Genomic DNA, 25293 nt, shown 5'->3' on the forward strand with positions numbered 1-25293 from the left:
TCAGCTTTCCGTTGTGCTTTGGGCTTTCTTTCTGACTCAGGCCCGGTCGTCAGTTCTGGGATACGGCGCGGCCCATCCACTGGTGTACTTGCTCGACGGTGCCCTCGATGGCGCATTCGTCGCATTGCAGGACCAGCAATTCGCCTGCCGTGAGCTGCGAGAGCGCCGCTTCCACGGCATCCCGGCGCTTGCCCCCCTCGACAACGACTTCGGCCACGCGACCGCCTGCCTGCAAGCCTTGCTTGAGCAGCGCGCGTGCTTGGCGGTCGAACTCAGCATCGGTGCGCTTGACGCTGGCGTCTTCACACAGCAGCACGCGGTCGAATGTCCGGCCGATGACGGTGCCCTGCGCCACCAGATCCTGATCGCGGCGTTGCAGGCCGGCACCGAACACCAGCGTGCGGCGTTGCGCCGGGAAGTTGTCCAGCGCAGCGGCCAGGGCTTCCAGCGCCGACGCGTTGTGCGGGTCATCCACCACAATCGTGGCGCCGTTGTGCTGGAACAGCGTGAAGCGGCCCGGCACATCCACTTGGCCCACATCGAAGGTGACGATGCCGGCGCGCATCAGATCGTTCGAAATGCCCAGTGCCCAGCCGGTGGCCACGGCGGCCAGCACGTTCTCAAGCTGGAACGGCACCCGGCCGGCGTAGGTCAGCGGAATGGCCGACACATCGGCCAGTGCCACTTCGGTCGGGCCGGTGGCGAGCACCACCTTGCCGTCACGCACGAACACGGCCCGTTTGCCTGCGGCGCGGTGCGCAGCGATGGCCTCCAACTCGCCCGACACGGCGAAGAAGATCACATCGCCGTCGCACAGGTCGGCCATTTCAACGAGGCGCGCGTCGGCGGCATTGAGCACGCCCACGCCACTCTTCAGCACAACGTCAATCTGCGTGCGCAGGACGCTGTACATGCGATCTTCGTCTTCGACGTAGAAATCGCCGATGTGGTCGGGGGCCGCAAAGTTGGTCACCACACCAACCTGGCAGCGGTCGTACGGCAGGCCCTGCGAGAGGATCATGCCGCTGTCGCTCTCGAACACGGCGGCTTCCACCGCGCGGTTCATCAGGATGCGGTGGCACGCGTCCCAGGCAGCGCGATCGCTGCGCGCACCGGCTTCCACCTGGCGGCGATCGAGGTACAGGCCGTCGCTGCAGCCCAGCCCCGTGTGCTTGCCCGACAGCTGCAGCAGTTGCGCGACGAGCTTGGCCACGACGGTCTTGCCGTTGGTGCCCGTGATGCCGACGATGGGAATGCGGCCATCATCCTGCACGCCGTCCTTGCCGGAAAACAGGTGATCAACAATCGCGCGGCCCACAGGGCGCGGTTCGCCCTCGGCCGGCCGGATGTGCATCAGCAGGCCCGGCCCCGCGTTGACTTCCACAATGGCGCCGCGCTGTTCATCCAGCGGGCGCGAGATGTCGTCGGCCACCAGGTCGACGCCGGCAATATCGAGCCCCACCACCCGCGCCGCCAGCGATGCATGCGCGGCCACGCTCGGGTGCACGCGGTCGGTCACGTCAAAGGCGACGTTGCCGTTGCGCTGGATCAGCACGCTGCGGCCCGCCGGCGGCACGGCGGTGCCATCTGCATAGCCCTGGCGCTTGAGTTCGAGGCGCGCGGCGGAATCCAGGCGCACGCAGTTCAGCGGGTGGTCTTCGGTGCTGCCACGGCGCGGGTCGGAATTGATCTGCGATTCGATCAGTTCTTCGATGGTCGAGGTGCCGTCGCCGGTCACCGACGCGGTTTCGCCCATCGCAGCCGCTGCCACGCGGCCGCCCACCACCAGCAGGCGGTGTTCGTTGCCGGAGACGAAGCGCTCGACAATCACGCCGCTGCCTTCCTCGATGGCCACGGCGTACGCGGTTTCCACCTCTTCGCGCGTCATCAGGTTCGTGAACACGCCACGGCCGTGGTTACCGTCATACGGCTTGACCACCACCGGCACGCCGATATCTTCGGCGGCGTCCCAGGCGTCTTCGGCGCTATCGACCATGCGGCCTTCCGGCACCGGCACGCCGCACGATTGCAGCAGGCTCTTGGTCAGGTCCTTGTCGCGCGAGATCGATTCGGCAATGGCGCTGGTGCGGTCCGTCTCGGCCGTCCAGATGCGGCGCTGCCGTGCGCCGTAGCCGAGCTGCACGAGGTTGCCGTCCGACAGGCGGATGGAGGGGATGTTGCGATCATCGGCGGCGTCGACGATGCAGGCGGTGCTGGGGCCGAGGCAGTGTTCGTCGACCAGGTCGCGCAGCGCTTCGACGGCGGCGTCCACGTCATACGGGCGGTCTTCAATGGCCGCCATGACCAGGTCACGGGCGGCCAGCAGGGCGGCGCGGGTCACGTCTTCGTGCCAGGCACGCACGATCACCTTGTAGACGCCGCGCACCGGGGTCTCGCGCGCCTTGCCAAAACCGCCGGGCATACCGGCGAGGTTCTGCAATTCCAGGGTGACGTGTTCCAGGATGTGGCCGGGCCAGGTGCCTTCCTTCAAGCGCATCAGAAAGCCGCCGCGCACGCCGGGGCTGCAGCGGTGCTCGATCAGCGTGGGCAGCCATGTCGACAGGCGCTCGTAGAACCCCGGAATCGTGTTGGAGGGAAAGTCCTCCAGTTCACCAATGTCGACCCATGCCTCCAGCACTGGCCGATATGTCCACATATTCGGGCCGCGCAGCGACATGACATCGAGAATCTCAATGTCCTTCTTCTTCATTGAATTTGCTTGGAAAGCAGGGGCGATGTACCCGTGAATTGGTCCGTGAAATCGAACCGTTACCTTTCAATAACGTTACAACGGCATCGGCGTTGACGTCTTGAGCCGGAAGTGCGTTGTGCGGCGCACCAAACGCCCGGCTCGCGTGGCTATGTATACTTGCGAGCAAAATTTGCAGGCCGCAACACACGCGACGCCGCCCCCTTGCTCCGATTTATGTTCGTCCTTTTCCCGTTTTGGGCTGTTTTCTGGGCCATTGGGACGCGCTTTTTGAATTCTTTGCGCCACTGATGACCCAGTCCTCCCCATCGTCCGCCCCCACCGTCGCCCGCGCTCAGGAACCCTGGAGTGTCGTGCTCGGCTCAAGCCTCGCTCCAGAAGAGACCGTCCTGGCCGGGCTGCAGCTGGATTTGGACGCGAGGCTGCATTTTACCCAAGGGTGGCTGGTTGTTACGAACCGCCGCCTGATCGGGCAGGCCCCCGGTGAAAAGGATTTGCAAAGCTGGGACATCGCCCCCGGCATGACGCTTGCTCACAGCGACCACGCCGGCGTCGGCACGCTGGAGCTGTCCGACGGCCAGCGCCGCCTGGCGAGCTGGCGCTACACGCTGAGCCACAACACCGATGCCCTGCGGCTGGCCGACGTCTTCGACGCCCACCGCAACGCCCTGGCGACCGGCGCCCAGGCCGCGCAGCCCGACACGAATGTCTGCCCGACCTGCAAGGCGCCGCTCCCGCCCGGCGAAGACAACTGCCTGCAATGCAACCGCGAACTGGAACAGCCGCCCTCCACCTGGGCGCTGCTGCGCCTGTGGCGCTTCGCCCGGCCGTATCAGTGGGAATTGCTGGCCGGTTTCGCCCTGTTGCTGATCGGCACGGCCGCCACCCTGGTACCGCCGTACCTGACGATGCCCTTGATGGACAAGGTGCTGATCCCCTATCAGAACGGGCAACCCGTCGATTACCACCTGGTCACGCTCTACCTGTCCGGCCTGTTTGGCGCCGCGCTAGTGGCGTGGGTGCTGGGCTGGGCCCGCACCTACCTGCTGGCGCGCGTGTCCGAGCGCATCAGCGCCGACCTGCGCACGACCACCTACGAGCACCTGCTCAAGCTGTCGCTCGAATACTTCGGCGGCAAGCGCACTGGCGACCTGATGGCACGCATCGGCTCGGAGAGCGACCGGATCAGCGTGTTCCTGTCGTTGCACCTGCTCGATTTCGCCACCGACGTGCTGATGATTGCGATGACGGCGGTGATCCTGGTCTCGATCGACCCGTGGCTGGCGCTCGTCACGCTGGTGCCGCTGCCGTTCATCGCGTGGATGATCCACCTGGTGCGCGACCGCCTGCGCCATGGCTTTGAGAAGATCGACCGGATCTGGTCGGAAATCACCAACGTGCTGGCCGATACGATCCCGGGCATCCGCGTGGTCAAGGCCTTTGCCCAGGAAAAGCGCGAAGTGACGCGCTTTACCGAGGCCAACAAGCACAACCTGGCGATCAACGATCGCGTCAACGCGGTGTGGTCGCTGTTCACCCCGACCGTCACGCTGCTGACCGAAGTCGGGCTGCTGGTGGTGTGGATTTTCGGCATCTGGCAGGTCAGCCACGACGCCATTACCGTCGGTGTGCTGGTGGCGTTCCTGACCTATATCAGCCGCTTCTACACGCGTCTGGATTCCATGAGCCGCATCGTGTCCGTCACGCAGAAGGCGGCGGCCGGCGCCAAGCGGATCTTCGACATTCTCGATCACGTGTCGAGCGTGCCGGAGCCGGCCAGGCCCGTGCACATTGAGAAAGTGAACGGCGCGATCGAGCTGCGCGACCTGGGCTTCCGTTACGGCAACCGCGCGGTGATCCGTGGCCTGAACCTGTCGATCCAGCCGGGCGAGATGATCGGGCTGGTGGGGCATAGCGGCTCGGGCAAGAGCACGCTCGTGAACCTGATCTGCCGCTTCTACGATGTATCGGAAGGTGCGATCCGGGTGGATGGCGTGGACATCCGCTCGCTGCCCGTCTCGGAATTCCGCCGCAACATCGGCCTAGTGCTGCAGGAGCCGTTCCTGTTCTTCGGCACGATTGCCGACAACATTGCCTATGGCAAACCCGGCGCCACGCGCGAAGAGATCGTTGCCGCCGCGCGTGCTGCCCACGCACACGAGTTCATCCTGCGCCTGCCGCACGGCTACGACTCGCTGGTGGGTGAACGCGGCCAAGCGCTGTCGGGCGGTGAACGCCAGCGTATTTCGATTGCGCGCGCGCTGCTCATCAACCCCCGCATCCTGATCATGGACGAGGCCACGTCGTCGGTGGATACGACCACCGAGAAGGAAATCCAGAAGGCGCTCGACAACCTCGTGCAGGGCCGCACGACCATCGCCATCGCGCACCGCTTGTCGACGCTGCGCAAGGCCGATCGCCTGGTCGTCATGGACCGTGGCCAGATCGTCGAAGTCGGCAACCACGATGAGCTGCTCGCGCGCGAAGGGGCGTACTACAACCTCTATCAGGCGCAGGCCCGCAATGTCGATGCCGACGCCGATCTGACCAGCGACGGCGAGCGCGTGGACGCCGCCGCGCCGGCTTACGCGCAGTGATCCCTTATTTGAAATGACTGCGATGCAAACGCCCGATTTCACCCTCAACCGCAACGGCTTCGGCAAGCTTGTGATGACCCTGGTCGACGGCACCGTGCATGAAGGCGTGGTGCCGGTGCGCGCGTTCCCGATCTCCGCCGCCAACGACGGCTTGAGCCTGATGAGCACCGACGGCCGCGAGCTGGCATGGATCGCTCGGCCAGATACGCTGCCCACGCCGATGCGCGCGCTCATCGACGACGAACTCGGCGCGCGTGAATTCATGCCCGAGATCCGCAAGATCCTCGGCGTGTCGACCTACGCCACGCCCAGCACGTGGACGGTGCAGACCGACCGCGGCCAGACCGACCTCGTGCTGCGCGGCGAGGAAGCCATCCGCCGCCTGACCGGCACCACGTTGCTCATTTCCGACAGCCACGGCATCCACTACCTGATCCGCGATCAATTTGCCCTGGACAAGCCCAGCCGCAAGATCCTCGACCGGTTCCTCTAAGCCCGCTCAGCCGCGCTGCCGTTACCGGGGTGACGGCAGCACGGCCGTCATCACTTGGTCGCGCAGGGTTTCGGCCTGCTTCCAGCTCGCGCGCTGGTTGTAGTCGCCAGCCGTGGTGACAATCACCATGTCGAGTCCGGGCACGATCCACAGGCGCTGGCCACCGTTGCCGATGCCACCGATCCACGCGTGTTCGGTGCCGCCGGCCGCCACCTTGCCAAGCCCCCACTGATAGCCGTACTGCAAGCCCATGCCGGTATCGATGTGCGGGCGCGTGGATTCGGCAATCCACTCGGCAGGCACGATTTGCCGCCCATTCCATTGGCCATGCTGCAGCACGAGCTGGCCGATGCGCGCCAGGTCTCGGGGGCGCAGGCGCACGCCGGCAAACGCCAGCGGGCGGCCACGGTAATCGTCCACCCATTCCCAGTCGGTGATGCCCAGCGGTTCGAAGAGTTGCTTGCGCGCGTACTCCGGCAATGACATGCCGACGCGCTCTGCCAGCAGTCGCGCCAGTACCGCCGTGTTGCCGCCGTTGTAATTGAACTGCGTGCCCGCCGGGGCCGCCATCGGTCGGTCGAACACATAGTGCACCTGAGACGTGTGCCAAAACAGCCCGAACTCGTCGTTGTTGAACAGGCTCGTCGCACGCCATTCGTTCCAGGCAAGGCCACTGGACATCGACAGCATCTGCGAGAGCGTGATCGCCTCGCGGCCATCGCGATTCAGATCCGCCAGCTCGGGAAACAGGGACAGTGCCGGCGTGTCGAGCGGCGGCGTCTTGCGTTGCCCCTGCGCGATGCCCCACAACAGGCTCGTCACCGATTTGCTGATCGAGCGGATGTCGTGAAGCGTAGTGGCGTCGAACGTGCGCGTAGTGCGAAACACATCCTTCACCCGCTCATCCTTGCCGGCGTGGTAGACCTCTCCGACCAGACGGCCATGACGCACCACGAGCAGGCTGTGGAAGTTGATATCGGCGTCGGCGATATTGCGCAGGACAGCGCAGAGGCGATCGGCATCGAAGCCGGCTGCAGCAGGATCGGCCTCGACCTGCCACCCGTCATTCAGGTGGGTGGGCGCATCGCAAGGTGCCGCCAGGGCGCCGCCTACCATGCAAGCCAATGCCCAAGCGATGCCGATGCTGCGAAGTCGTCGTGTCATCCCGGCCCCCAGTTCGATGGGCCGCCAAGTATCGTACCCTGCACGTGAGGGTGCAAACGCCGTGCGATAAATGGTCGATTTGGGCGCCCGAACGGCGGTGGATCGGCCATCCGGAGGAGCCCCCGGCCCGCGTTGGAACCCTGGCCCGCGTTACCATGTCGGACCATTCTTATTCATCAGTCACATCACAGGCACCTATGGTCACACGTCGAACCCTTCTTGCCTCCGCATCCGTTACCGCCACGCTGGCGGCGCTCGGCATTACGCCCGAAGCGCTGGCCGCCAATCGCGTCAAGCTGGGCGATGCCGCGCCGTTTTCTTTCGATGCACTGATCGAGCGCGCCCGCACGATGGCCGGCAAGCCCTACACGCCGCCTGCCACGGCGCCGGCCGACATCCTGGCCAAGATCGACTACGAGGCACACGGCAAGATCAAGTTCGACACCGCCCACGCGCTCTTTGCCGACGGCCCCGGCCAGTTTCCAGTGACGTTCTTCCACTTGGGCACGTTCTTCCGCGCGCCGGTGCGCATGCACGTGGTGGAGAAAGACGCCGCTCGCGAGATCGTCTACGACGAGTCCTACTTCGACATGCCCGCCGACAGCCCGGCGCGCAAGCTGCCGCGGGGCAGCGGCTTTGCCGGCTTCCGCTTCCAGGAAAGCCGCCTGGGTGACCAGAAGAAGCTCGACTGGAAGAAGAACGATTGGGTCGCCTTCCTGGGCGCGTCGTATTTCCGCGCCATCGGCGAGCTGTATCAGTACGGACTCTCCGCGCGCGGCATCGCATTGGATGTGGCGCAGGCGGGCAAGCCTGAGGAATTCCCCAATTTCACGCACGTGTGGTTCGACACGCCCGCAGACAACCGCGCCGATTCCGTGACGATCTACACGCTGCTCGACGGCCCGAGCATCACGGGCGCATATCGCTTCGTGATGCACCGCACGAAGGGCGTGGTGATGGACATCGATACGGCCATCTTCCTGCGCAAGGATGTAGACCGGTTCGGCATCGCGCCGGCCACGTCGATGTACTGGTTCTCTGAAACCGCCAAGGGCACCGCCACCGACTGGCGCCCCGAGGTGCACGACTCCGACGGCCTGGCCCTCTGGACGGGCAGCGGCGAACGTATCTGGCGCCCGCTGAACGACCCGCCGCGCACGATGGCGTCCGCGTTTGGCGACAACAACCCGCGCGGCTTCGGCCTGCTCCAGCGCGACCGCGATTTCAACAACTACCAGGACGGCGTGCACTACGAGCGCCGCCCGAGCCTGTGGGTCGAGCCGCTGGAAGGCTGGGGCGAAGGCGCCGTGCAACTCATCGAGATCCCGACTGACGATGAGATCCACGACAACATCGTCGCCATGTGGGTGCCGAAGGCACCGGCGCGTGCGGGCAACCAGTACCGCCTGCGCTACCGCCTGCACTGGCTGGCCGATGAACCGTATCCGACGCCGCTGGCGCGCTGCGTGGCCACGCGCCTTGGCAACGGCGGCCAGCCCGGCCAGCCGCGTCCGCACGGCGTGCGCAAGTTCATGGTCGAGTTCAAGGGCGGCCCCCTGGAAAAGCTGCCCTTCGGCGTCAAACCGGAGGCAGTGCTCTCCACCTCGCGCGGCACGTTCTCGTATGTGTTTACCGAAGCCGTGCCCAATGGCGTGCCGGGCCACTGGCGCGCGCAGTTCGACCTGACGGTCGACGGGAAGGAGCCCGTGGACATGCGCCTGTTCCTGCGTGTGGATGGCAAGCCGCTGTCCGAGACGTGGCTGTACCAGTACCACCCGTTCCAATCGCCGGTGGGGCCGGTGGCGTCGTAAACAACATCTCGGCGGTGAACAAAAAAGGCGGGGCGTTCCCGCCTTTTTCATTACTGGTAGGAGAGTGTCACCACCGCAAGCGCTGGTTCCACCCCCGGCAAGCGCGACAAGGTCAGCGTGCCGTTGTTTGCCGTCAGCAAGTTGGCCTTGAAGCCGCCGTACTTGACCAAGACGTCCGCCTTGCCGCGCGCATCACCCACCCGCAGTGGCTCGAGCGACGACGCTGCACGCGCCTCCACCGACACATCGACCGGCACCACCCGCACCGCCGCCGAGCGAAAGTCCAACACCACCTGCCCACCGGACGCGGACGCGCGCGACTGCAACGCGCTTTCCGCACCGGTTGCCGGCTGCGCAGGCTGCACGTGGAACCCGGCCTCGACGATGGCGCCCGTGAAATAAATCACGCCACCCTGGCTGCCGCCCGCCAGAGCGCCACTCCCACTCGCACCGATGGCCGCTGCCGTGGCGACGGCCATTGCCTTGTAGACCCTGAACATGAGACCCCCCGATGCCCGACCCTTGGGCGATGTGTTGCATCCGTCCGTGTTCCTACGGACTGGCGCAACAGTTTTTTACGATTTGGATCATCCTCGGGATCGATCTCATTGAGGATTACGGGCATCCCTGATTGCGGGTCAGACAGTGGAACCTGCAGATACCCCGCTCATGGCGCGGGCCAAACCGCCAGCGCCTGCATCAACTGCTTGCCCAGCGGAATGCGCTTGGCCATATCGCCCTCGCGCGGCATGTCGATGTTCAGTGCGAAGGCATACACGCGCCCGGCACGCTCCACCCAGCCGACCCACCACCCGATCTCGGGCTGGTATTCGGTAGCGACACCCGTCTTGGCATACAGCGCGGCGTCGCCTTGCTGCTCGATCAACAGCATGCGGTGGACCCTGTCCCACGTGCGCGGCGTCACCGGCAACTGCTTGAGCGCCATGCGGCTGGTGAAGCGCGCCTCTTCGAATGCGGAAATCTCCAGCGGGCCGCGCAGCCAGAACTGATCGATCACGCTGCCGAGTTGGCGATTGCCGTAATCGAACGCATCCACGTAGGCCTGCATGCGCGCAAAGCCAACACGGCGCGCCACTTCCTGGTAGATCGGCACGGCGGACAGACGAATCGCCTCGGGCAACGCCATGTCGTGCTCCCACTGCTTGTAAGGTTGCGGCTTGCCGCCGTAGGGCAGCACTTCCTGCTCGTCACGCACCGCCCCGGTGTCGAAGGCGATCAGGCTGTTCGGAATCTTGAACGTGGATGCCGGGTGGATGCGCCGCGCGGCGCGCGCCGGGTCGACGACATAGGTGCGGTCGCCGCAGATGTCCATCAGCACAAAGGTGCCGGAGACGCCGGCGGCGTCGAACACGTGCTTAAGGTCATTGCGCACGACCAGCTCAGCGTGGGCGGTGGTGGTGCTCATCGCGACGGCGCAGGCCGTGAGCGCGAACGCGAAGGTCTTCGACCAGCGAGAAAACATGAAGGGCTCCTTGAATGGGTGGATGGCTACCGGCACCCGTCGAGGCAGAGATGTGCCGGCGTGCGCATCGTAGGGAGCGCGCCATACCGCCGCCAGCGTGCAGGACAAGCCGCACGTCACGCGCGTAACGCCTGTAACAATCGGCTTGGCGCACAATGGCGCCACGTTTCGCCTCGCCTGATTGCCTGCATGACGCCGCCCACCCTGCCCGCCCTCCATGTCGAGCTGACCACCCCGCAAACGGTGGATGGCCGGCGTGCGCCGTTCCAGAGCCTGTGGCTGCTGGTGCGGCTGTCATACGCGCATCGCCTGTCGCCGGAGCAACCGCTGGTGCGCCTGGCCGACTTGCGCGGCGCCGTGTCGGACGCCAGCACGCAGCGCATGATGATCAGCCGCGCCTTTCGCGACTGGCAAAACTGGGGCGTGCAAGCCGGCTGGGGTGAACAGCGCGACCGCGAGCCACGCTTCCTCAACGCGGACAAACGCAGCCAGGGCCCGTTCTGGCTCACACCCGAAGACGCGGCACGCGTGGTCTGTATGGTTGAAGGGCGGATAGCCGATGACGCCGATGTGCGGGCTTTCCTCGGGATCGCCGCTCCAGAAAGCGGCACGGATAGCGCCGAAGCCAACGCCAGCGCGTTGTCTGGCCCCGAGCCTGGCACACCCAACCCCGCGTTCTGGCACGCCTTTCTGACCGCGCGCCACGCCATGCGCGAAGGCCGCCTGCTGCATGCGCTGGACGCCAGCACGGGCGCGTCCGACACCGAGCGCGGTGGCGCCCTGCTCGCGCTGCGCCACGCCGGTGACGCTGCCGACAACGACTTCCAGCGCGCCCTCGTCACTTTGGGCGAGGCGATGGCCGCGCGCCGCCTGGGCGATTCCACACGCGCGAGCGCCCTGCTCTCGCAACTGCGCGCGCACCGCCGGCAGCGCCATGTACTCGGCAACGATTACCTCGCCGCCATGGAGCGCATCGTCACCGCATGGTGCGCGTATGACCGGCGCGACCTCGACCTCGCCGCCGGCCTGCTCGCCCGCCTGGCCGATGCCGAGCCGGGCCGCAGCCTGCTGCGCTATCACCCGCAGATCCGCTTCGAGTGGAACAACCTCAGCGCACTCATCGAGCGCGCCCGTCTTCTCTACGCCGACACCGACGGCATTGCATCGGACGTGCGCGCCCAGGCCGCGCAGCGCATCGTCGCGCAATTCGAAACCGCGCTGGCTGCCGCACTGGAAAGCCAGGCCTCCGATGCTGTGCAGCAAGTTGCCGCCAACCTCGGCATGACGTGCTGGCTGCTGCGCGATGCACTCGGCAACTCGGCGCATGCCGACGGCACCGTCGATGCCGTCCGCTGGCTGGCCATGAGCGAATGGCAGGCGCTGCGTAACGGTGGGCCGCTGCAATCGGCGTGGAATGCCATCGCGCTGATGCGCATTGCACGCGCCGACACGAGCCGCGCGGCGCTCACGTTGATGGACCTGCGCACGCAGGCCGGCCCGTTTGCCGAAGCCTTTGACGCGCGCTACTGGCCGCAGCGCTGGACCGACGTGGCCGCACTGCGCCTGCGCGAACACGACAGCGGCCGTCATCGCTACGGCCACGTGCAGGTGAGCGGATTGCTGCTGGAGCTGGCATGGTTCTCCCACGCAGACGGCGACCACGTCACCGCACGCACGACAATGGACCGCCTCTCGCAAGCCATGCAAGACCTGGCGCCGCACGATCGCGCGTACTTCGTCCAAGCGCTGAAGCAGCTCGCGCATACGGCAGACGCGGCGACTTAAACCGCACCTTCAGCCGATCGACGAAGTGAACGCCGGTGCCGTGCACCGACACGCGCAATGGCAAATGGCTGACCCGACGCTACAGGCCAGCCACGCTTGTTCTTGCGCGCGACAACCTTCAGGCCACCAGCGGCATGAGCAACATCCGCGCGGCCAGTTCCTGTCGGAAACCTTCGAGAGCCTGCATGGCGGCATCGGCACCGCGAGCAGTGTTCTGCAAGCGGATCCCTTCCACCTGATGGATGCCCACCGTGGCAAACACATAACGCAGATACGGCATCAGGAAATCGGTCTGCGCGTGGGCACCATCAAAGTGGCCGCCAGAGGCGGATACCACCAGCACCGAGCGATCGGTCAGCATGCCCACCTTGCCCGTGGGTGTGCGGCGGAACGTGCGTTCAGGCCGCACCACCAAGTCGATCCACGCCTTCAACGCCGAAGGCACCGTGTAGTTGTGCACCGGCGTGGAGATCAGCACGGCGTCCGCCGCTTCCAGTTCACCGATCAACGTTTCCGATAGGGCAAGCGCTGCGCGGTGCGCGGCAGTGCGGTCGGCATCGGCCATGAGGCTGGCTTCGACGAAGCCCGCATCGGGATGCGGCAGCGGCGTCGCCGCCAGGTCGCGCTCGATGACGCGCAGGCCGCCGGCGGCTTGCGCCAATTGTGCAACCACCAATTGCGCGCCGCGCCGGCTGTGCGAGCGATCGTCGCGCGGGCTCACGGTCACGTGCAGCAGTGTTGTCATCGGCAAGCTCCAGGTTGCGTGTTCATGCCAAAGCGCAAGGCGCCTGCGAGCAGCCCGCTGCGATAGTAGAAGCGATGGCCGAGCACGTTGGACAGCGGCGTGTCGAGCACCAGCCGTGCACAGCCGAGGCGCTCGGCTTCGGCCTTGAGGTGGTCCATCAGCACGTTGCCGAGGCCGCTGCTGCGCAGGTTGGCATCGGTCACCAGGTCGTCGACATAGAGGAAGGCACCGTAGACGAGGTTCTCCTGCTGCCGATAGCCCGCCAGCGCAACCGGCACGCCATCCCGCCAGACGGCGATGAGGCGATAGCCGTCTTCCACCTGCCGGCGCCAGCGCGCGACCAGCTCGTCGGCGTCGGCAAGGTGCGGCCGCAGTTGATGCATCACGGGAAAGCACGCACGCAACGCGGCTTCGTCTTCGATGGGACGGATGGCGTCCATGGTCATGCTTCCTCTGCGGTCACGGCGGCCGGCACCTGCGGCGCAAAGCGCATCGCAATGGCAATACGGTTCCATGCCTGGATATTGGCGACGGCGGCCGTGAGGAAGGCGACTTCCGTCCTGGAGAAATGCTGGAGCACGGCGTCGTATTCGTGATCTTCCACGCCATGGTCGGCGGCGCGGGCCAAGGTGGTCAGCGCTTCCGTCCAGGCCAGCGCGGCGCGCTCGCGCGGGGTGAAAACAGCCGGCGTGTCGCGCCAGACCGCCACCAGATCCAGCTTGGCCGGCGCCACGCGCAGCTTGCGCGCCAGGTTCAGGTGGAACTGCACGCAGAACGCGCAGCCGTTGATTTGCGAGGCACGCAGCTTGACGAGTTCGGTCAGCAGCTTTTCCAGCCCGGAGGCGTCCACCGCCTTGCCGAGCGCCTGCAATGCCGGCGCCACGCCGACGGCAGTGTCGACAAATTCCGAGTAGTCCATGCGCGGGGAGAGATCTTCCATGTCTGGCTCCTGCTGAGGGTCCGGGTTGGAGGAGTGGTAATATCAGTGTTCGAACATCATATTCGAACTCTAACATTATGAGCAAGCGCGCCACTGCTGCCGGCAAGGAAAACGACACGCCCCGCAATTCGCCTTCCATCCCCGAGCCCGGGCAGGGCAAGCGTGGTGAAGAAGGCTATCTCGGCTATCTGCTGCGCCAGGCCAGTGCCGCCCAACGGCTGCGCATCGAGCGCGCCATGGCCGACGTGGACGTCACCCTGCCGCAGTTCCTGGTGCTTACGATGCTCCGCGCGTACCCGGGCATCTCGAACGCCGACCTCGCCCGGCTGACCATGCTGACGCCCCAGACGGTGAGCGTCATCGTCGCCAACCTGGAGCGCAGCGGTGCCATCACACGCAGACCCCACGCGGTGCACGGTCGCATCCAGCACATCGACGTCACGCCAGAGGGGTCGGCCTTGCTTGCCGCGTGCCGAAAGCGCTCGGGCGGCATCGAACGGGATCTGCTCGACGGGTTCACGCCCGAAGAGGAGGAGGTTGTGCGGCGCTGGCTTGTCCACGTCGCCAAACTCGGTAACGACAAACCCGGCGCCTGATCCACCGGGCCATTTTTTCCCGCTGTCGTCCTTGATGTCCTTGACTTCTGGGTCATCGCCACTATCATGCGATGTATCGTAAGATATATCTAGTGATGCTATCAGGAGAACGGCGATGCGCGGATGGTTCGGACACCACCCCAAGATGTGGATAGAAAAGCACCTGATGATGGGCCGCCATGGTCATGGTGGACACGGTTTCGGGCGCGGCATGGGCGGCGGCTTTGGTGGCCCCGGCGGCTACGGAGAAGGCGACGACGAGGGGGGTAGCCCATGGCGCGGCCGCCGGCTCAGCTCGGCCGACTTGCAACTGGTGCTGCTGGCACTGCTCAAGGGCGCACCGCGCCACGGCTATGAGTTGATCAAGGCGGTGGAAGAGCATTCGCTCGGCTTCTACACGCCGAGCCCGGGCATGGTGTACCCGGCGCTGTCGTACTTGGAGGATCACGGTTTTGCCTCCGTCACCGCCGAGGGCAACAAGAAACGCTACGGCATCACCCCCGAAGGCGAAACATGGCTGGCCGAGCGCCAGAACAGCGCCGACGCCATCCTCGCGCAGTTGCGCGCCATGGGTGAACGCGTCAAGCGCATGAACGAAGCCATGGCCTTCGACCGCGAAACCGACAACGCCGCCGAATGGACAGACACGGGCCACGACCCGCTGCGCACAGCGCGCTGGCGCCTGAAGTTCGCGCTCATGGAAAAGCGCTTCGCCTCGCGCGAAGAACAGCAGCGCGTGGCAGACATCCTGCTACGTGCTCTCAAGGAAATCACCGGAGAGCGGTAAGCGGTAAGCCGCAAGCAGCCGCACCGATTCAGCCGCCCCGGGTGAAGCATCATCGCCCGGGCCCCGCCCCCGGTCCGTTCCGCAGCCATCTATGTTTGCATTCAATCGCACACAAGGTCTCATGTCGCAGCTGCTCAGTTCTGTCAAACCCGCCACACGCCGCATGCGTGTGCGCGCCATCCATACGCTGTCGCCGCGCATGCGGCGCGTGGTCTTTACCGGCGTGGCCGCTACGGATCTCGCTGATCTGGCGGGCGCGCCGCCCGGCGCGGCCATCAAGCTCATGTTCCCGCACGATGCTGCAGGCACCGGCCGCACGCTGGGCCGCGCTTACACCATCCGCCGCTATCACGCGGCGCGCGACGAACTTGAAATCGATTTTGTCGTGCACGACGAAACCCCCGCCGCGCAGCACGGCCCTGCCGCACGCTGGCTCGAACACGCCGCACCCGGCGATGAAGTGGAATTTGCGGGCCCCAAGCGTGGCTTCCGTGCCGACCCTGCTGCACCGTGGACGCTGCTCATCGGCGATGAAACCGCGTTGCCCGCCATCTTCGCGATTCTGGAGACGTTGCCCGAGCACGCGCAGGTGCTGACCTATATCGCCATTGGCGACGCGCGCGCCCGACTGCCGCTGGAAGGCGCGTTGGCCGCGCACCCGCGCAGCCGCAGCATCCATTGGGTGGAAAGCGATTCGGCCCACGCCGGCGCAATGATGGTCGGCGCGCTCAGTGCGCAAGCCATGCCGACCGGCACACCGCAGGTGTTCCTGGCCGGCGAGGCGTCATTGCTCAAGCAGGTCCGCACGCTGCTCGAAGGCGCCTGGGCCGTGCCGCACGACGCCATCGACGCCAAGGGCTACTGGACGGCGGGGCTCTCACGCGAAGAACGCAAGGCGGCCGAGGCGCGCTGATCTTCGAGTCGCCTCAGGTGGCGGCTTCTGCACTGGGCGTGGCACCCCGCACCCAATCGCGCAACAGGCGCTGCCCGTAAAGCAGCGCCGCATCCATTGCTTCGCGCGGCGAGCCGAATGTACATCCGGGCCGCACCGGTTGCGAGCCCGACAACGATTGCCCCTCCGCGCCACGGAACACCACGTCGACACGCGCCTCCCAGCCCCGCCCGCCGGCGGGAACCACACGCGGGACGATCTCGACGTCTCCACAGATCTTGTGCACCTCGTTCCTCCATCTGCAGCGCCTGAACGGCGCACTGCCAGCAACGTAGCAACGGCCATGCCCAGGTGCGCGGGGCGCTGTGATTTGATCGAGATCAAATCCTAAGGCCCGCCTCACCTTTAGCCCGACGCCGGCGTGCCGATGCAAGGGAGGACAGGGCGTCTCTCACGCCCCCCTTCCGTCCATCCGCGCCCACAAAGCGTGGCACCACCATGCGCAAGAATCTGCCGGTCACCCAAGCCGAAACCGCCCTCAACCCGACGGACTACCTCATCTCCCGCACCGATCTCAAAGGCCGCATCGTCTTCGCCAACCCGGCGTTCGTGCGCATCAGCGGCTACACGCACGACGAGCTGGTGGGTGCGCCGCACAACCTCGTGCGCCACCCAGACATGCCCGAAGCCGCCTTCGCGGATTTATGGGCCACGCTGCAAGCCGGCAAGCCGTGGCGCGGCTTCGTCAAGAACCGCCGCAAGGACGGCGGCTTCTACTGGGTGCTGGCCAACGTGACGCCGGTGTTTCAGAACAACGCAGTGGTCGGCTATACGTCCGTGCGCTCAATGGCCACGCCTGCGCAGATCGCGCGCGCGCAACGCGCCTATACCGCCATCAACGAAGGCGACACGTCGTACACCGTGCGCGCCGGCCGCATTCTGCGCACAGGCTGGCGGCGCGCCGCGAATCTGTTCCAGCGCGACAGCCTGCGCTTCAAGGTGATCGGCCTGCAAACGCTGATTGCGTCGGCCATCCTGATCGGCACGCTGTGGGCGCACATCGCGCTGGAAGCTGCCGATCTGCATGGCGCAGCGTGGCTCGTGTTCAGCCGCGACTGGCTGTGGCTCACCGGCGTGGGCTGCGCCGGGCTGGCAACGGTGTCGGGCGTGCTGCTGGCCCGCACGCTCATCCGCCCGCTGGAAGAAGCCGCCACGCTGGCCACGCGCCTGGCTGCCGGCGATCTGACCACCGTGGTCGAAGCCCGCTCCAACGACGAGCTGGGCGAAGTCATGCGCGCCATGGGCACCATGCGCGCGAGCCTGTCGTCCATCGTGCGCGACATCCAGGACGGCGCCGCCAGCGTCGCACACAGCACGCTGCAAATTTCCGCCGGCAACCATGACCTTTCTGCCCGCACCGAGCAGCAAGCGGCCGCGCTGGAAGAAACCGCATCGAGCATGGAAGAGCTGACGTCGATGGTCGCCCAGAATGCCGACCACGCCCGAGCGGCCAGTGCCCTTGCCGAGCAGGCTTCCACGATTGCGGCCGACGGCGGCCAGGTCGTGCAGCGCGTGGTGCATACCATGGACGCCATCCGCGCCGACAGCCAGCGCGTGACCGAGATCATTGCCACCATTGAGAGTATCGCGTTCCAGACCAACATCCTTGCGCTCAACGCCGCAGTGGAAGCCGCCCGCGCAGGCGAAGAAGGCCGCGGCTTTGCTGTCGTCGCCGGCGAGGTGCGCAGCCTCGCGCAACGCAGCGCGCAGGCCGCAGCGCAGAGCAAGGAGATCATCCGCGCCTCCGATCAATCCGTGCGCGACGGCGTTGAACTCGTCCACAAGGCGGGCGCCACCATGACGCAGATCGTGCAATCGGTGCAGACCGTCACGCAGCTCATGTCGGAGATCTCGGCCAGCTCGCGCGAGCAGTCCAGCGGCATTGCGCAGATCAACGCGTCGGTTTCGCAGCTCGATGGGGTCACGCAGCAGAATGCCACGCTGGTGGAAGAAGCGGCGGCCGCCACGTCGGTGCTGGCGCGCCAATCGGAAGATCTGAAGCACGCCATCGCGGTATTCCGCGCGTAGGGCCGCAGCGGGTGCGGTGTCTTACAGCGTGAAGTGCGTGTCGCGTTCCAGCAATGCCGTTACCGCATCGGGCAACAGCGGCTCGCTGAAGTAATAGCCCTGCAGCACGTCGCATTGGTGCGAAGCCAGGAAGGCGCACTGCGCGGCATCTTCCACGCCTTCCGCGCACACCTTCACGCCCAGGTTGTGCGCGAGCACCACGACGGTCGTGCAGATGGCGGCATCGTTGGAATCGCGGTCGATGTCCTTGACGAAAGCGCGGTCGATCTTGATGAGGTCGATCGGCAAGCGCTTCAGATACGCCAGGCTCGAATAGCCCGTGCCGAAATCGTCGATGGCAATGCGAACGCCTAGCTGGCGAATGGCGGTGAGGTCTTCGATGGTGCGCTCGGTGCCCTCCATCAGCATCGATTCGGTCACTTCCAGCTCAAGGAAGCCCGAGCCCAGGCCGTATTGGCGCTGCAGCTTGAGCAGCGTCGGCAGCACGGTGCCGCGCTTGAACTGCAGCGGCGACACGTTCACTGCCAGCGTCAGGTCGTCAGCCAGACCGCGCTTGTGCCACTCGGCGCGCTGCTGCGCGGCCTCGGTCAAGACCCAGTTGCCGATCTCGACAATCAGCCCGCTCTCTTCGGCCACCGGAATGAAGGCGGCCGGCGGCAGCAACCCGCGCGTCGGATGAACCCAGCGGATCAGCGCTTCGAGCCCGCACACGCGGCCCGTCTTTGTGTCGATCTGGGGCTGATACAGCAAGCGGAACTGGCCTTGTTCCAGCGCTGCGCGAATCTGGTGTTCCAGGTTCAGCCGGTACGACACGCCGATGTCCATCTCGGGCGCGAAGAATTCCAGGCGATTGCGGCCGTTCTGCTTGGCGTAGTACATCGCCATCTCGGCATGACGGATGAGGGTGTCGGCGTCTGCGCCGTGCGCCGGGTATTCAGCCACGCCAATACTCGCCGTCACGAACACCTCGTGCCCTTCCACGCGCACCGGCTCGGCAAAGAGGTCGAAACCGAAATCGACACCACGCGAACCCGCGTGCGAGATCACCAGCGCAAACACGTCGCCGCCAAAACGCGCCACGGTGTCCACCGTATCGGCAGCATCGCGCAGGCGCTCGGCCACACGGCGCAGCACCTCGTCGCCCAGCAGGTGGCCAAGGCTATCGTTGACGACCTTGAAACGGTCGATGTTGACCAGCGCCACATAGAAGCGGCTGCGCTGGCGTGCGGCCATCTCCACCGACTGCTGCACGCGGTCGGCCAGCAGCGTGCGGTTGGGCAGGCCCGTGAGCGAGTCGATGGTGGCGTGCTGTGCCAGGCGCGCGCGCGTCATCTCTTGCTCGGTCACATCGTCCTGAATGCCGACGTAGTGCGTGACCGCGCCCTTGGCATCCCGTACGGGCGAGAGCAGGAAGTTGTTCAGGAATGCGTGGCCGTCCTTGCGGAAGTTGCGCAGCAGCACGCGGATCTCGCTCGCGTCGCGCAGGGCGGCGCGCACTTCGTTGAGCGCAGGCTGCCCCGGCTCGGATGAATGCAGGAAGCGCGCGTTGCGGCCCAGCACTTCTTCTGCGCGATAGCCCGTCATGCGCTCGAAGCCGGGGTTCACGTACACGATGGGAAGGTCGGGCTGCTGCGCGTCGGCCACGGTAATACCGGACGGCACCGATTCGACCACACGGCGCAGCAACCGCAGTTGCTCGTCGGATTCGCGCCGCTCGGTGATGTCCTGCATGGTGCCGAACAGGGCGACGACCTCATCGCGATCGTTGCGCTCGATGTTGCCGCGCGAGAGCACCCAGCGGTGCTCGCCGTCGCGGCGGATCACCTCCAGCTCCAGCGAGTAGGGTTCGCCTTCGGTCACGGCGCGGCTGGCAGCTTCACGCAGGCGGTTATAGCTATCGGCGGTAAAGAACTGCGCCTGCTGCGCAAAGGCCGGCGGCGCACCCTGCGGCACGCCCGTCAACACGTACATGCCCGACGACCACGTGGTCGAGTCGCGCAGCACATCCCAGCGCCAACTGCCCAGGAGCGCAATCTGCTCCGCCACGCGCAGGTTCGCTTCGCTGCTGCGCAGTTCCTGCTCGATCGCCGAGCGCTGCGAAATGTCGGTTACCCCACCGACCATGCGCACGGCGCGGCCGTCCTGATCACGATAAAGACTTGCGCGAATTTCCACCGTGCGCGTGGCACGGTGGGCATCGATCACCCGGCAGACGTACTGCCAGCTGTCGCGGTCCGAATTCAGTACGGCGCGCAGCTCCTGGGCAAAGGCATCGACGTCGTCCGGGTGGACGAACTGGTGGAAGGTCAGCGTGCGCGACACACCGTCGTCGTCACCTTGGCTGAGCAGCGCGTCGCTGCCAAGCAGCCGATGCAGGCTGGCGTTGGCCCAGGACTCGCCGGTTGCGATATCCCAATCGAAGATCCAGTCGTTGGTGGCGCGCGCCACGCGCTGGAAGCGTTCGGTGAGGCGATGGACGGTGGCGTCGTGGCGCTGGATGGCGGCACGCATTTCGTTGAAGGTGCGCTCAAGCAGCGAGAGTTCATCGCGCGAGGCGCCGTGCTCGGGTACCTGGGCAGAAAAATCGCCGGTTGCGTAGTGGCGTGCCGCATCCACGAGCGCGTCGATGCGTGGCATGACCATCCGCCGCAGCGCCATCTGGATCAGCGCCAGCAACATCACGACCATCAGCAGGATGGCGCCGCCGCCGGCCAGCGTCATGTTGCGCTGCTGGCGAACGATGTCGGTCGCATCCACGCCCCGCACGATGCGCAAATGCCCGCCGGCCGCATGCGGCACCACCATGGCGGCGTAGGCGCGGCGCACGCCGTCGGTGTCGTCCACCAGCAGGGGTTCGCCTGGCTGCTGCCCGGCCGTAGCCAGCAGCGGCCCACGCACGATGGCCGGCACTTGCGCGGCGGTCAAAGCGCCGTGGGTCGACAGCACATTGCCTGCCTGATCAACAAGGTAGACCGGCGCGTCCGGCATGCCCTCCATGGCCGCCGCAATCAGTGCACTCTGCCGCACGGCTGCGTAGGCGACGCCACGAATGGCGCCATCGCCGCCCACCATGGGCTGGCCGGAAATCAGCACGGGCTCGCGAGAAACGCGGCCAGTCGAGAACGTCGACAGCGCCGGCTTGCCGCTCGCCAACACTTCATGAACATACGGACGATCCGACACCGTAACGCCAAGTCGGGCCGCATCGGGCGTGCACACCACCTTGCTGTGCACATCGATGAGGCCCAGCCCGGCCAGGTCATTCTGGTTGTGAGAGACGCGGCTGACGAAGCTGCTGCATTCCTGTTCGTCCATCCGGAGGGCCGAATCGTCGGCAAGCAGCACGGACAGCAGCGCGTTGGCATTGGACAGCACCATGCCGACGCGCGCGGCGGCGGCCTCGGTCTCGTGAGTCAGGTGCTGGGCAAGGTGGTCATTGAGCCGGTCACGGTAGAGCGCCACGCCGGCAATCGCCACGACAATGGCCGGCAAGGCGGCCACCGCGGCCAGAGCAAGCAAGCGGCCGCGCAGCGTGGTGGGAAAGAGAGCGTGCTTCGGCACTTGGGTAACCGGTAGAGCCTTATGTGGAGAGCGGATGCACTCTGCGGTTGCACGATGCGCGGCTCAAGGACCATCCCCCGGCGCACGATGCAGTTGCGGCATCGTGCCGGCTGACGGCTGACGCAGTGCGCAAGCATTTTGCTTGCAATTCCTATCGCACGCAACTTGTGGATAGTCTGTAGTCGACCCGGCCGCAAATCGGCGTGGCAGGCGGCACGAGGGGTGGCAGCAGCGCGGGCGGTGGGCGCCCCGAACCACCGTTGCCGCTGCCCCGGTCGACGGCGACGCAAGCTGGCGGTCTGGGAGTCGGCACCGTTTGACGCAGCTCACCTGCACGCGGCGCGCGCCCATAGAAAAAGCCACCGGATAGCGGTATCCGGTGGCTTCAAGAATACGCTTTGAACGGGGAAGTTCAGCGCAGTTGAAGCATAGGCAATGGTCCTTGTTCTGGCCAATACCCAGGATAGGGTAATTTGGTAAAAACCCTGCATGGGCAGCGGTTTTGGCCGCCCCGCCCCTTTCGGATGTGCCTTCTGCACAACGTCTGCCCCCGTAACAACCCGTCCTCCGAAATATCCATCCCGGCGACCCGGTGCCGCAGCCCGCCCCCGGTATGTTGCGTTATAATGAAAACGATTCGCATTTAGCTTCCTTGCCTGACCACGTACGTTAACAATCACCTACGATGCGGCTTTCCGAGCTTTCCCGCCGGGCGACGGCGGTGGTGGACCACGTTGAAGACCGTGAACCCGCCGATCCCATCAGCCAACGCCTGCGCGAACTCGGGTTCGTGACGGGTGAAGAGGTGCGCGTGGTGGCCGTCGGCCCGTTCGGCGGCGATCCGCTGGTCGTGCAGGTGGGCTTTACCCGTTTTGCACTGCGCCGTCAGGAGGCCGCCCGCGTGTGCGTGCGCACCGAATCGGCCGCGCAACCCGCCGCCATTGCTGCCCCCGAAACCGCCCCGCCCGCAAAGGTGCGCGAGGCGGCATAGGCCGCCTCCCATTGGCGCCGCTTTCCGGCTCCGCTTATCCGGCTTCATGCAGATGCACGCTTCTTCCTCCTCCGCTTCCTCACCCGCATTGCGCGTTGCCCTGGTCGGCAACCCCAACTGCGGCAAGACCGCGCTGTTCAACCTGCTGACGGGCAGCCGCCAGAAGGTCGCTAACTATGCCGGCGTGACGGTCGAGCGCAAGGAAGGCCGCTTCACCGCGCCGTCGGGCCGGCATGTGCAGATCCTCGATCTGCCCGGCGCCTACAGCCTGATCGCCACCAGCCCAGACGAAGCCATCACGCGCGATATCTGCCTGGGCACATTCCGCGGCGAGTCTCGCCCGGACATGCTGATCTGCGTGGTCGACGCCACCAACCTGCGGCTGCACCTGCGCTTCGTGCTGGAGCTGCAACGCCTGGGCTTGCCGATGGTGCTGGCGCTGAACATGGTGGATGCGGCCGAGCGACGTGGCATCCGCATCGACCGTGCCAAGCTCGAAGCCGCCCTGGGCGTGCCGGTGGTGCAGACCGTGGCCATCAAACGCAATGGCGCGTCAGACCTCGTCGCGCATATCGACCACGAACACCTGCCGGCTGTGCCGGTTGGGCTGCCGGCCGATGCGGATCCGCACGTTGAAGTGAAGCGCCTGCTCGATACCGCCGTGACCATGCCGCGGAGCACAGCCGAGCTGGACGACCGGCTCGACCGCATCGTGCTGCACCCGGTACTGGGCCTGATGCTGCTGGCCGTGCTGATGTTCTTCATGTTCCAGGCAGTGTTCTCGTGGGCACAGCCGCTCATGGACGGCATTCAGGGCGCTGTGGAAGGCGTGGGCGTGTGGGTCGGCAACGTGATGCCCGACGGCATGCTCAAGAGCTTGTTGGTGAACGGCATCATTGCCGGCACGGGCAGCGTGCTGGTGTTCCTGCCGCAGATCCTGATCCTCTTCCTCTTCATCCTCTCGCTGGAGGAATCGGGCTATCTGCCGCGCGCGGCCTTCCTGCTCGACCGGTTGATGGCGGGTGCGGGGCTGTCGGGGCGCTCGTTCATTCCGCTGCTGTCGAGTTTTGCGTGCGCCATCCCCGGCGTGATGGCCACGCGCACGATTCAGGACCCGCGCGACCGACTGGTGACGATTCTGGTTGCGCCCCTCATGACATGCTCGGCGCGGCTGCCAGTGTATGCGCTGCTGATCGGCGCGTTCATCCCGGTCCGGCAGGTGTGGGGCCTGTTCAATCTGCAGGGGCTGGTGCTGTTCGGGCTGTACATGGCGGGCATCGTGTCGGCGCTGATCGTGGCATACGTGCTCAAGTACCTGAAGCGCGATCGCAACGAGCACCCGCTCATTCTCGAACTGCCGTCGTACCGCCTGCCCAGCGTGCGCAACCTGATCGTCGGCCTGATCGAACGCGCACGCATTTTCCTGCGCCGCATCGGCACGGTCATCCTGAAGATGATGGTGCTGCTGTGGTTCCTCTCGACGTTCCCGTCGCCGCCGGCAAACGCCACGCTGCCGGCCATCGATTACAGCTTTGCGGGAATGATCGGCCGCGCGCTGGAAGTCGTGTTCGCGCCGATCGGCTTCACATGGCAGATGTGTATTGCGCTGATTCCAGGCATGGCTGCACGTGAAGTGGCCGTGGGCGCGTTGGCGACGGTGTACTCGCTATCGGCCACGCATGAAGATGCGGCTGCGCAGCTGGCACCGATCATCTCCCAGCAATGGTCGCTGGCCACAGCGCTGGCCTTCCTGGCGTGGTACGTCTACGCGCCGCAATGCATCTCGACGCTGGCCACCATCCGCCGCGAAACCAACTCGTGGAAGGTCATGGCGGGCACTGCCGGCTACCTCTTCGCGCTGGCCTATCTGGCCGCTTTCGCCACCTACCAGATCGCACGGGTGCTGACATGAGCGTCTACCACGTTGTCGAAACCGGCGTTGTCGCCACGGTCGTGGCGCTGAGCGCGTTGTCGCTGACCGGCCGCTATGCGCCGGCCACGCGCGCCCGCACGATGGCGCGTGTGGCCGGCTGGTGTGATCGGCCGTCGCGGCCGGGCTGGATGCGCGCCTTCGGGCAGCGGTTGCTCACGCCGGGCGAGTCGCCTTCTTGCCACTCCGATCCGCTTTCGGGCAGCGCGTGCGGCAGCGGTTGCAGCGGCTGCGCATCGGGCGGATCGTCATCACCCGCGGCGGTTGAACAGCCGATCCACTTCGTGCGGCGCAAATAGCGGCCGACGCAACGCCACAACACCGACGGGCTCGCATGACGCGGGCCCGTTTTGTTTTTGTGGGGTGCAAGCGTAGACTGGTCCAAACCTGAACGGGGGACGCGTCATGACCGAAGAATTGCTGGTCCAGTTGATTGCGGAAGTCGAGAAGGAAGACCCGGTGGACTTCGCCAATCTGCCCTTTGACGAGCAGATGTTGCGCGACCTGGTGTGCAAGCTGGTTTCGCGCCAGCTGACGCAAATGGAAAATGCCCACTTCAGCCAGGACGAGGTGATCGTGTCGCTCACGGCGAGCATTGCCAAGCTGGTGCTCGAAAATCTCGTGCTGAATGCGCGCCTGCTGGCACAGCAGGGTCACGGCGAAAGCGCTCGCGCGCTGCTGGAGCGGATCGCTCGCCAGGCGAAGGGATAAGCGGCGCGG

At 65.9% G+C, this 25293-nt stretch carries 21 protein-coding genes; 12 read left to right on the forward strand and 9 right to left on the reverse strand.

The window, feature by feature from the left end; all coding sequences use genetic code 11:
* Positions 1 to 49: 49 nt before the first annotated feature.
* A complete protein-coding gene (locus tag R2N16_RS09175) occupies positions 50 to 2710 on the reverse strand; it encodes a cyanophycin synthetase (RefSeq protein WP_316665316.1) in 2661 nt (886 codons plus the stop codon).
* Between the two features lie 290 nt (positions 2711 to 3000).
* Here R2N16_RS09175 and R2N16_RS09180 point away from each other — a divergent pair, with 290 nt between their 5' ends.
* Positions 3001 to 5307, forward strand: a complete 2307-nt coding sequence (locus R2N16_RS09180; protein WP_316665317.1) for a cyanophycin metabolism-associated ABC transporter — start codon at positions 3001 to 3003, stop codon at positions 5305 to 5307.
* Between the two features lie 22 nt (positions 5308 to 5329).
* Positions 5330 to 5800, forward strand: a complete 471-nt coding sequence (locus tag R2N16_RS09185) for a cyanophycin metabolism-associated DUF1854 family protein (RefSeq protein WP_316665420.1) — start codon at positions 5330 to 5332, stop codon at positions 5798 to 5800.
* A 21-nt stretch (positions 5801 to 5821) separates the two neighbouring features.
* Here R2N16_RS09185 and R2N16_RS09190 read toward each other — a convergent pair whose 3' ends face one another.
* Positions 5822 to 6964, reverse strand: a complete 1143-nt coding sequence (locus tag R2N16_RS09190; RefSeq protein WP_316665318.1) for a serine hydrolase domain-containing protein — start codon at positions 6962 to 6964, stop codon at positions 5822 to 5824.
* Positions 6965 to 7161: 197 nt separating this feature from the next.
* Between R2N16_RS09190 and R2N16_RS09195 the strand changes: the two genes are divergently transcribed.
* A complete protein-coding gene (locus tag R2N16_RS09195; RefSeq protein ID WP_316665319.1) occupies positions 7162 to 8775 on the forward strand; it encodes an OpgD/OpgG family glucan biosynthesis protein in 1614 nt (537 codons plus the stop codon).
* A 50-nt stretch (positions 8776 to 8825) separates the two neighbouring features.
* Here R2N16_RS09195 and R2N16_RS09200 read toward each other — a convergent pair whose 3' ends face one another.
* Both R2N16_RS09200 and blaOXA read right to left on the reverse strand, forming a co-directional pair.
* Positions 8826 to 9275: a hypothetical protein gene (locus tag R2N16_RS09200; RefSeq protein WP_316665320.1), complete on the reverse strand. Its 450-nt coding sequence runs from the start codon at positions 9273 to 9275 to the stop codon at positions 8826 to 8828.
* Positions 9276 to 9442: 167 nt separating this feature from the next.
* Positions 9443 to 10258 (reverse strand): OXA-60 family carbapenem-hydrolyzing class D beta-lactamase, encoded by an 816-nt coding sequence (blaOXA, locus tag R2N16_RS09205; RefSeq protein ID WP_316665321.1) that lies wholly within the window; start codon positions 10256 to 10258, stop codon positions 9443 to 9445.
* Between the two features lie 189 nt (positions 10259 to 10447).
* Here blaOXA and R2N16_RS09210 point away from each other — a divergent pair, with 189 nt between their 5' ends.
* Complete coding sequence (locus tag R2N16_RS09210) at positions 10448 to 12043, forward strand: hypothetical protein (RefSeq protein ID WP_316665322.1); 1596 nt, start codon at positions 10448 to 10450, stop codon at positions 12041 to 12043.
* A 118-nt stretch (positions 12044 to 12161) separates the two neighbouring features.
* Here R2N16_RS09210 and R2N16_RS09215 read toward each other — a convergent pair whose 3' ends face one another.
* Genes R2N16_RS09215 through R2N16_RS09225 form a run of 3 tightly spaced genes read right to left on the reverse strand, consistent with a single transcriptional unit; the run spans position 12162 to position 13728 of the window.
* Complete coding sequence (locus tag R2N16_RS09215) at positions 12162 to 12788, reverse strand: FMN-dependent NADH-azoreductase (RefSeq protein ID WP_316665323.1); 627 nt, start codon at positions 12786 to 12788, stop codon at positions 12162 to 12164.
* A complete protein-coding gene (locus tag R2N16_RS09220; protein WP_316665324.1) occupies positions 12785 to 13234 on the reverse strand; it encodes a GNAT family N-acetyltransferase in 450 nt (149 codons plus the stop codon). The genes R2N16_RS09215 and R2N16_RS09220 overlap by 4 nt, the downstream gene beginning before the upstream one ends.
* Positions 13231 to 13728 carry a carboxymuconolactone decarboxylase family protein gene (locus R2N16_RS09225; protein ID WP_316665325.1) on the reverse strand — a complete coding sequence of 166 codons (498 nt, stop codon included), beginning with the start codon at positions 13726 to 13728 and terminating at the stop codon, positions 13231 to 13233. The genes R2N16_RS09220 and R2N16_RS09225 overlap by 4 nt, the downstream gene beginning before the upstream one ends.
* Positions 13729 to 13805: 77 nt before the next feature.
* On the opposite strand from R2N16_RS09225, the gene R2N16_RS09230 reads away from it, so the two are divergent.
* The 3 genes from R2N16_RS09230 to R2N16_RS09240 all read left to right on the forward strand — a co-directional run bounded on the left by R2N16_RS09230 (position 13806) and on the right by R2N16_RS09240 (position 16024).
* Positions 13806 to 14324 carry a MarR family winged helix-turn-helix transcriptional regulator gene (locus tag R2N16_RS09230; RefSeq protein WP_316665326.1) on the forward strand — a complete coding sequence of 173 codons (519 nt, stop codon included), beginning with the start codon at positions 13806 to 13808 and terminating at the stop codon, positions 14322 to 14324.
* 115 nt (positions 14325 to 14439) lie between these two features.
* Positions 14440 to 15111: a PadR family transcriptional regulator gene (locus R2N16_RS09235; protein ID WP_316665327.1), complete on the forward strand. Its 672-nt coding sequence runs from the start codon at positions 14440 to 14442 to the stop codon at positions 15109 to 15111.
* A gap of 91 nt (positions 15112 to 15202) precedes the next feature.
* Complete coding sequence (locus tag R2N16_RS09240; RefSeq protein ID WP_316665328.1) at positions 15203 to 16024, forward strand: siderophore-interacting protein; 822 nt, start codon at positions 15203 to 15205, stop codon at positions 16022 to 16024.
* A gap of 13 nt (positions 16025 to 16037) precedes the next feature.
* Here the strand turns inward: R2N16_RS09240 and R2N16_RS09245 are convergent, their stop codons facing one another.
* Positions 16038 to 16289 carry a hypothetical protein gene (locus R2N16_RS09245; RefSeq protein WP_316665329.1) on the reverse strand — a complete coding sequence of 84 codons (252 nt, stop codon included), beginning with the start codon at positions 16287 to 16289 and terminating at the stop codon, positions 16038 to 16040.
* A gap of 212 nt (positions 16290 to 16501) precedes the next feature.
* Here R2N16_RS09245 and R2N16_RS09250 point away from each other — a divergent pair, with 212 nt between their 5' ends.
* A complete protein-coding gene (locus R2N16_RS09250) occupies positions 16502 to 18091 on the forward strand; it encodes a methyl-accepting chemotaxis protein (protein ID WP_316665330.1) in 1590 nt (529 codons plus the stop codon).
* Between the two features lie 21 nt (positions 18092 to 18112).
* On the opposite strand, the gene R2N16_RS09255 is transcribed toward R2N16_RS09250, so the two are convergent.
* Positions 18113 to 21652: a bifunctional diguanylate cyclase/phosphodiesterase gene (locus tag R2N16_RS09255; protein ID WP_316665331.1), complete on the reverse strand. Its 3540-nt coding sequence runs from the start codon at positions 21650 to 21652 to the stop codon at positions 18113 to 18115.
* A gap of 685 nt (positions 21653 to 22337) precedes the next feature.
* Here R2N16_RS09255 and R2N16_RS09260 point away from each other — a divergent pair.
* From R2N16_RS09260 to R2N16_RS09275, 4 genes are all read left to right on the forward strand, one after another.
* The gene (locus tag R2N16_RS09260; protein ID WP_316665332.1) at positions 22338 to 22643 is read left to right on the forward strand and encodes a FeoA family protein; all 306 of its coding nucleotides are present in this window, start codon (positions 22338 to 22340) and stop codon (positions 22641 to 22643) included.
* Between the two features lie 46 nt (positions 22644 to 22689).
* A complete protein-coding gene (gene feoB / locus R2N16_RS09265) occupies positions 22690 to 24555 on the forward strand; it encodes a ferrous iron transport protein B (protein ID WP_316665333.1) in 1866 nt (621 codons plus the stop codon).
* Positions 24552 to 24872: a DUF6587 family protein gene (locus R2N16_RS09270; protein WP_316665334.1), complete on the forward strand. Its 321-nt coding sequence runs from the start codon at positions 24552 to 24554 to the stop codon at positions 24870 to 24872. The genes feoB and R2N16_RS09270 overlap by 4 nt, the downstream gene beginning before the upstream one ends.
* Positions 24873 to 24978: 106 nt before the next feature.
* Complete coding sequence (locus R2N16_RS09275) at positions 24979 to 25284, forward strand: hypothetical protein (protein WP_316665335.1); 306 nt, start codon at positions 24979 to 24981, stop codon at positions 25282 to 25284.
* The last annotated feature ends 9 nt before the right edge of the window (positions 25285 to 25293 follow it).

The organism is Ralstonia psammae, from assembly GCF_958405935.1.
Lineage (GTDB): Bacteria > Pseudomonadota > Gammaproteobacteria > Burkholderiales > Burkholderiaceae > Ralstonia > Ralstonia psammae.

Bases quoted from the DNA above. Each gene is read 5' to 3' on its own strand.
- R2N16_RS09270 (WP_316665334.1), top strand. From the start codon at position 24,552: ATGAGCGTCTACCACGTTGTCGAAACCGGCGTTGTCGCCACGGTCGTG.
- R2N16_RS09190 (WP_316665318.1), bottom strand. From the start codon at position 6,964: ATGACACGACGACTTCGCAGCATCGGCATCGCTTGGGCATTGGCTTGC.
- R2N16_RS09230 (WP_316665326.1), top strand. From the start codon at position 13,806: ATGAGCAAGCGCGCCACTGCTGCCGGCAAGGAAAACGACACGCCCCGC.
- R2N16_RS09260 (WP_316665332.1), top strand. From the start codon at position 22,338: ATGCGGCTTTCCGAGCTTTCCCGCCGGGCGACGGCGGTGGTGGACCAC.
- R2N16_RS09225 (WP_316665325.1), bottom strand. From the start codon at position 13,728: ATGGAAGATCTCTCCCCGCGCATGGACTACTCGGAATTTGTCGACACT.
- blaOXA (WP_316665321.1), bottom strand. From the start codon at position 10,258: ATGTTTTCTCGCTGGTCGAAGACCTTCGCGTTCGCGCTCACGGCCTGC.
- R2N16_RS09185 (WP_316665420.1), top strand. From the start codon at position 5,330: ATGCAAACGCCCGATTTCACCCTCAACCGCAACGGCTTCGGCAAGCTT.
- feoB (WP_316665333.1), top strand. From the start codon at position 22,690: ATGCAGATGCACGCTTCTTCCTCCTCCGCTTCCTCACCCGCATTGCGC.
- R2N16_RS09240 (WP_316665328.1), top strand. From the start codon at position 15,203: ATGTTTGCATTCAATCGCACACAAGGTCTCATGTCGCAGCTGCTCAGT.
- R2N16_RS09195 (WP_316665319.1), top strand. From the start codon at position 7,162: ATGGTCACACGTCGAACCCTTCTTGCCTCCGCATCCGTTACCGCCACG.
- R2N16_RS09200 (WP_316665320.1), bottom strand. From the start codon at position 9,275: ATGTTCAGGGTCTACAAGGCAATGGCCGTCGCCACGGCAGCGGCCATC.
- R2N16_RS09235 (WP_316665327.1), top strand. From the start codon at position 14,440: ATGCGCGGATGGTTCGGACACCACCCCAAGATGTGGATAGAAAAGCAC.
- R2N16_RS09275 (WP_316665335.1), top strand. From the start codon at position 24,979: ATGACCGAAGAATTGCTGGTCCAGTTGATTGCGGAAGTCGAGAAGGAA.
- R2N16_RS09180 (WP_316665317.1), top strand. From the start codon at position 3,001: ATGACCCAGTCCTCCCCATCGTCCGCCCCCACCGTCGCCCGCGCTCAG.
- R2N16_RS09175 (WP_316665316.1), bottom strand. From the start codon at position 2,710: ATGAAGAAGAAGGACATTGAGATTCTCGATGTCATGTCGCTGCGCGGC.
- R2N16_RS09220 (WP_316665324.1), bottom strand. From the start codon at position 13,234: ATGACCATGGACGCCATCCGTCCCATCGAAGACGAAGCCGCGTTGCGT.
- R2N16_RS09215 (WP_316665323.1), bottom strand. From the start codon at position 12,788: ATGACAACACTGCTGCACGTGACCGTGAGCCCGCGCGACGATCGCTCG.
- R2N16_RS09250 (WP_316665330.1), top strand. From the start codon at position 16,502: ATGCGCAAGAATCTGCCGGTCACCCAAGCCGAAACCGCCCTCAACCCG.
- R2N16_RS09210 (WP_316665322.1), top strand. From the start codon at position 10,448: ATGACGCCGCCCACCCTGCCCGCCCTCCATGTCGAGCTGACCACCCCG.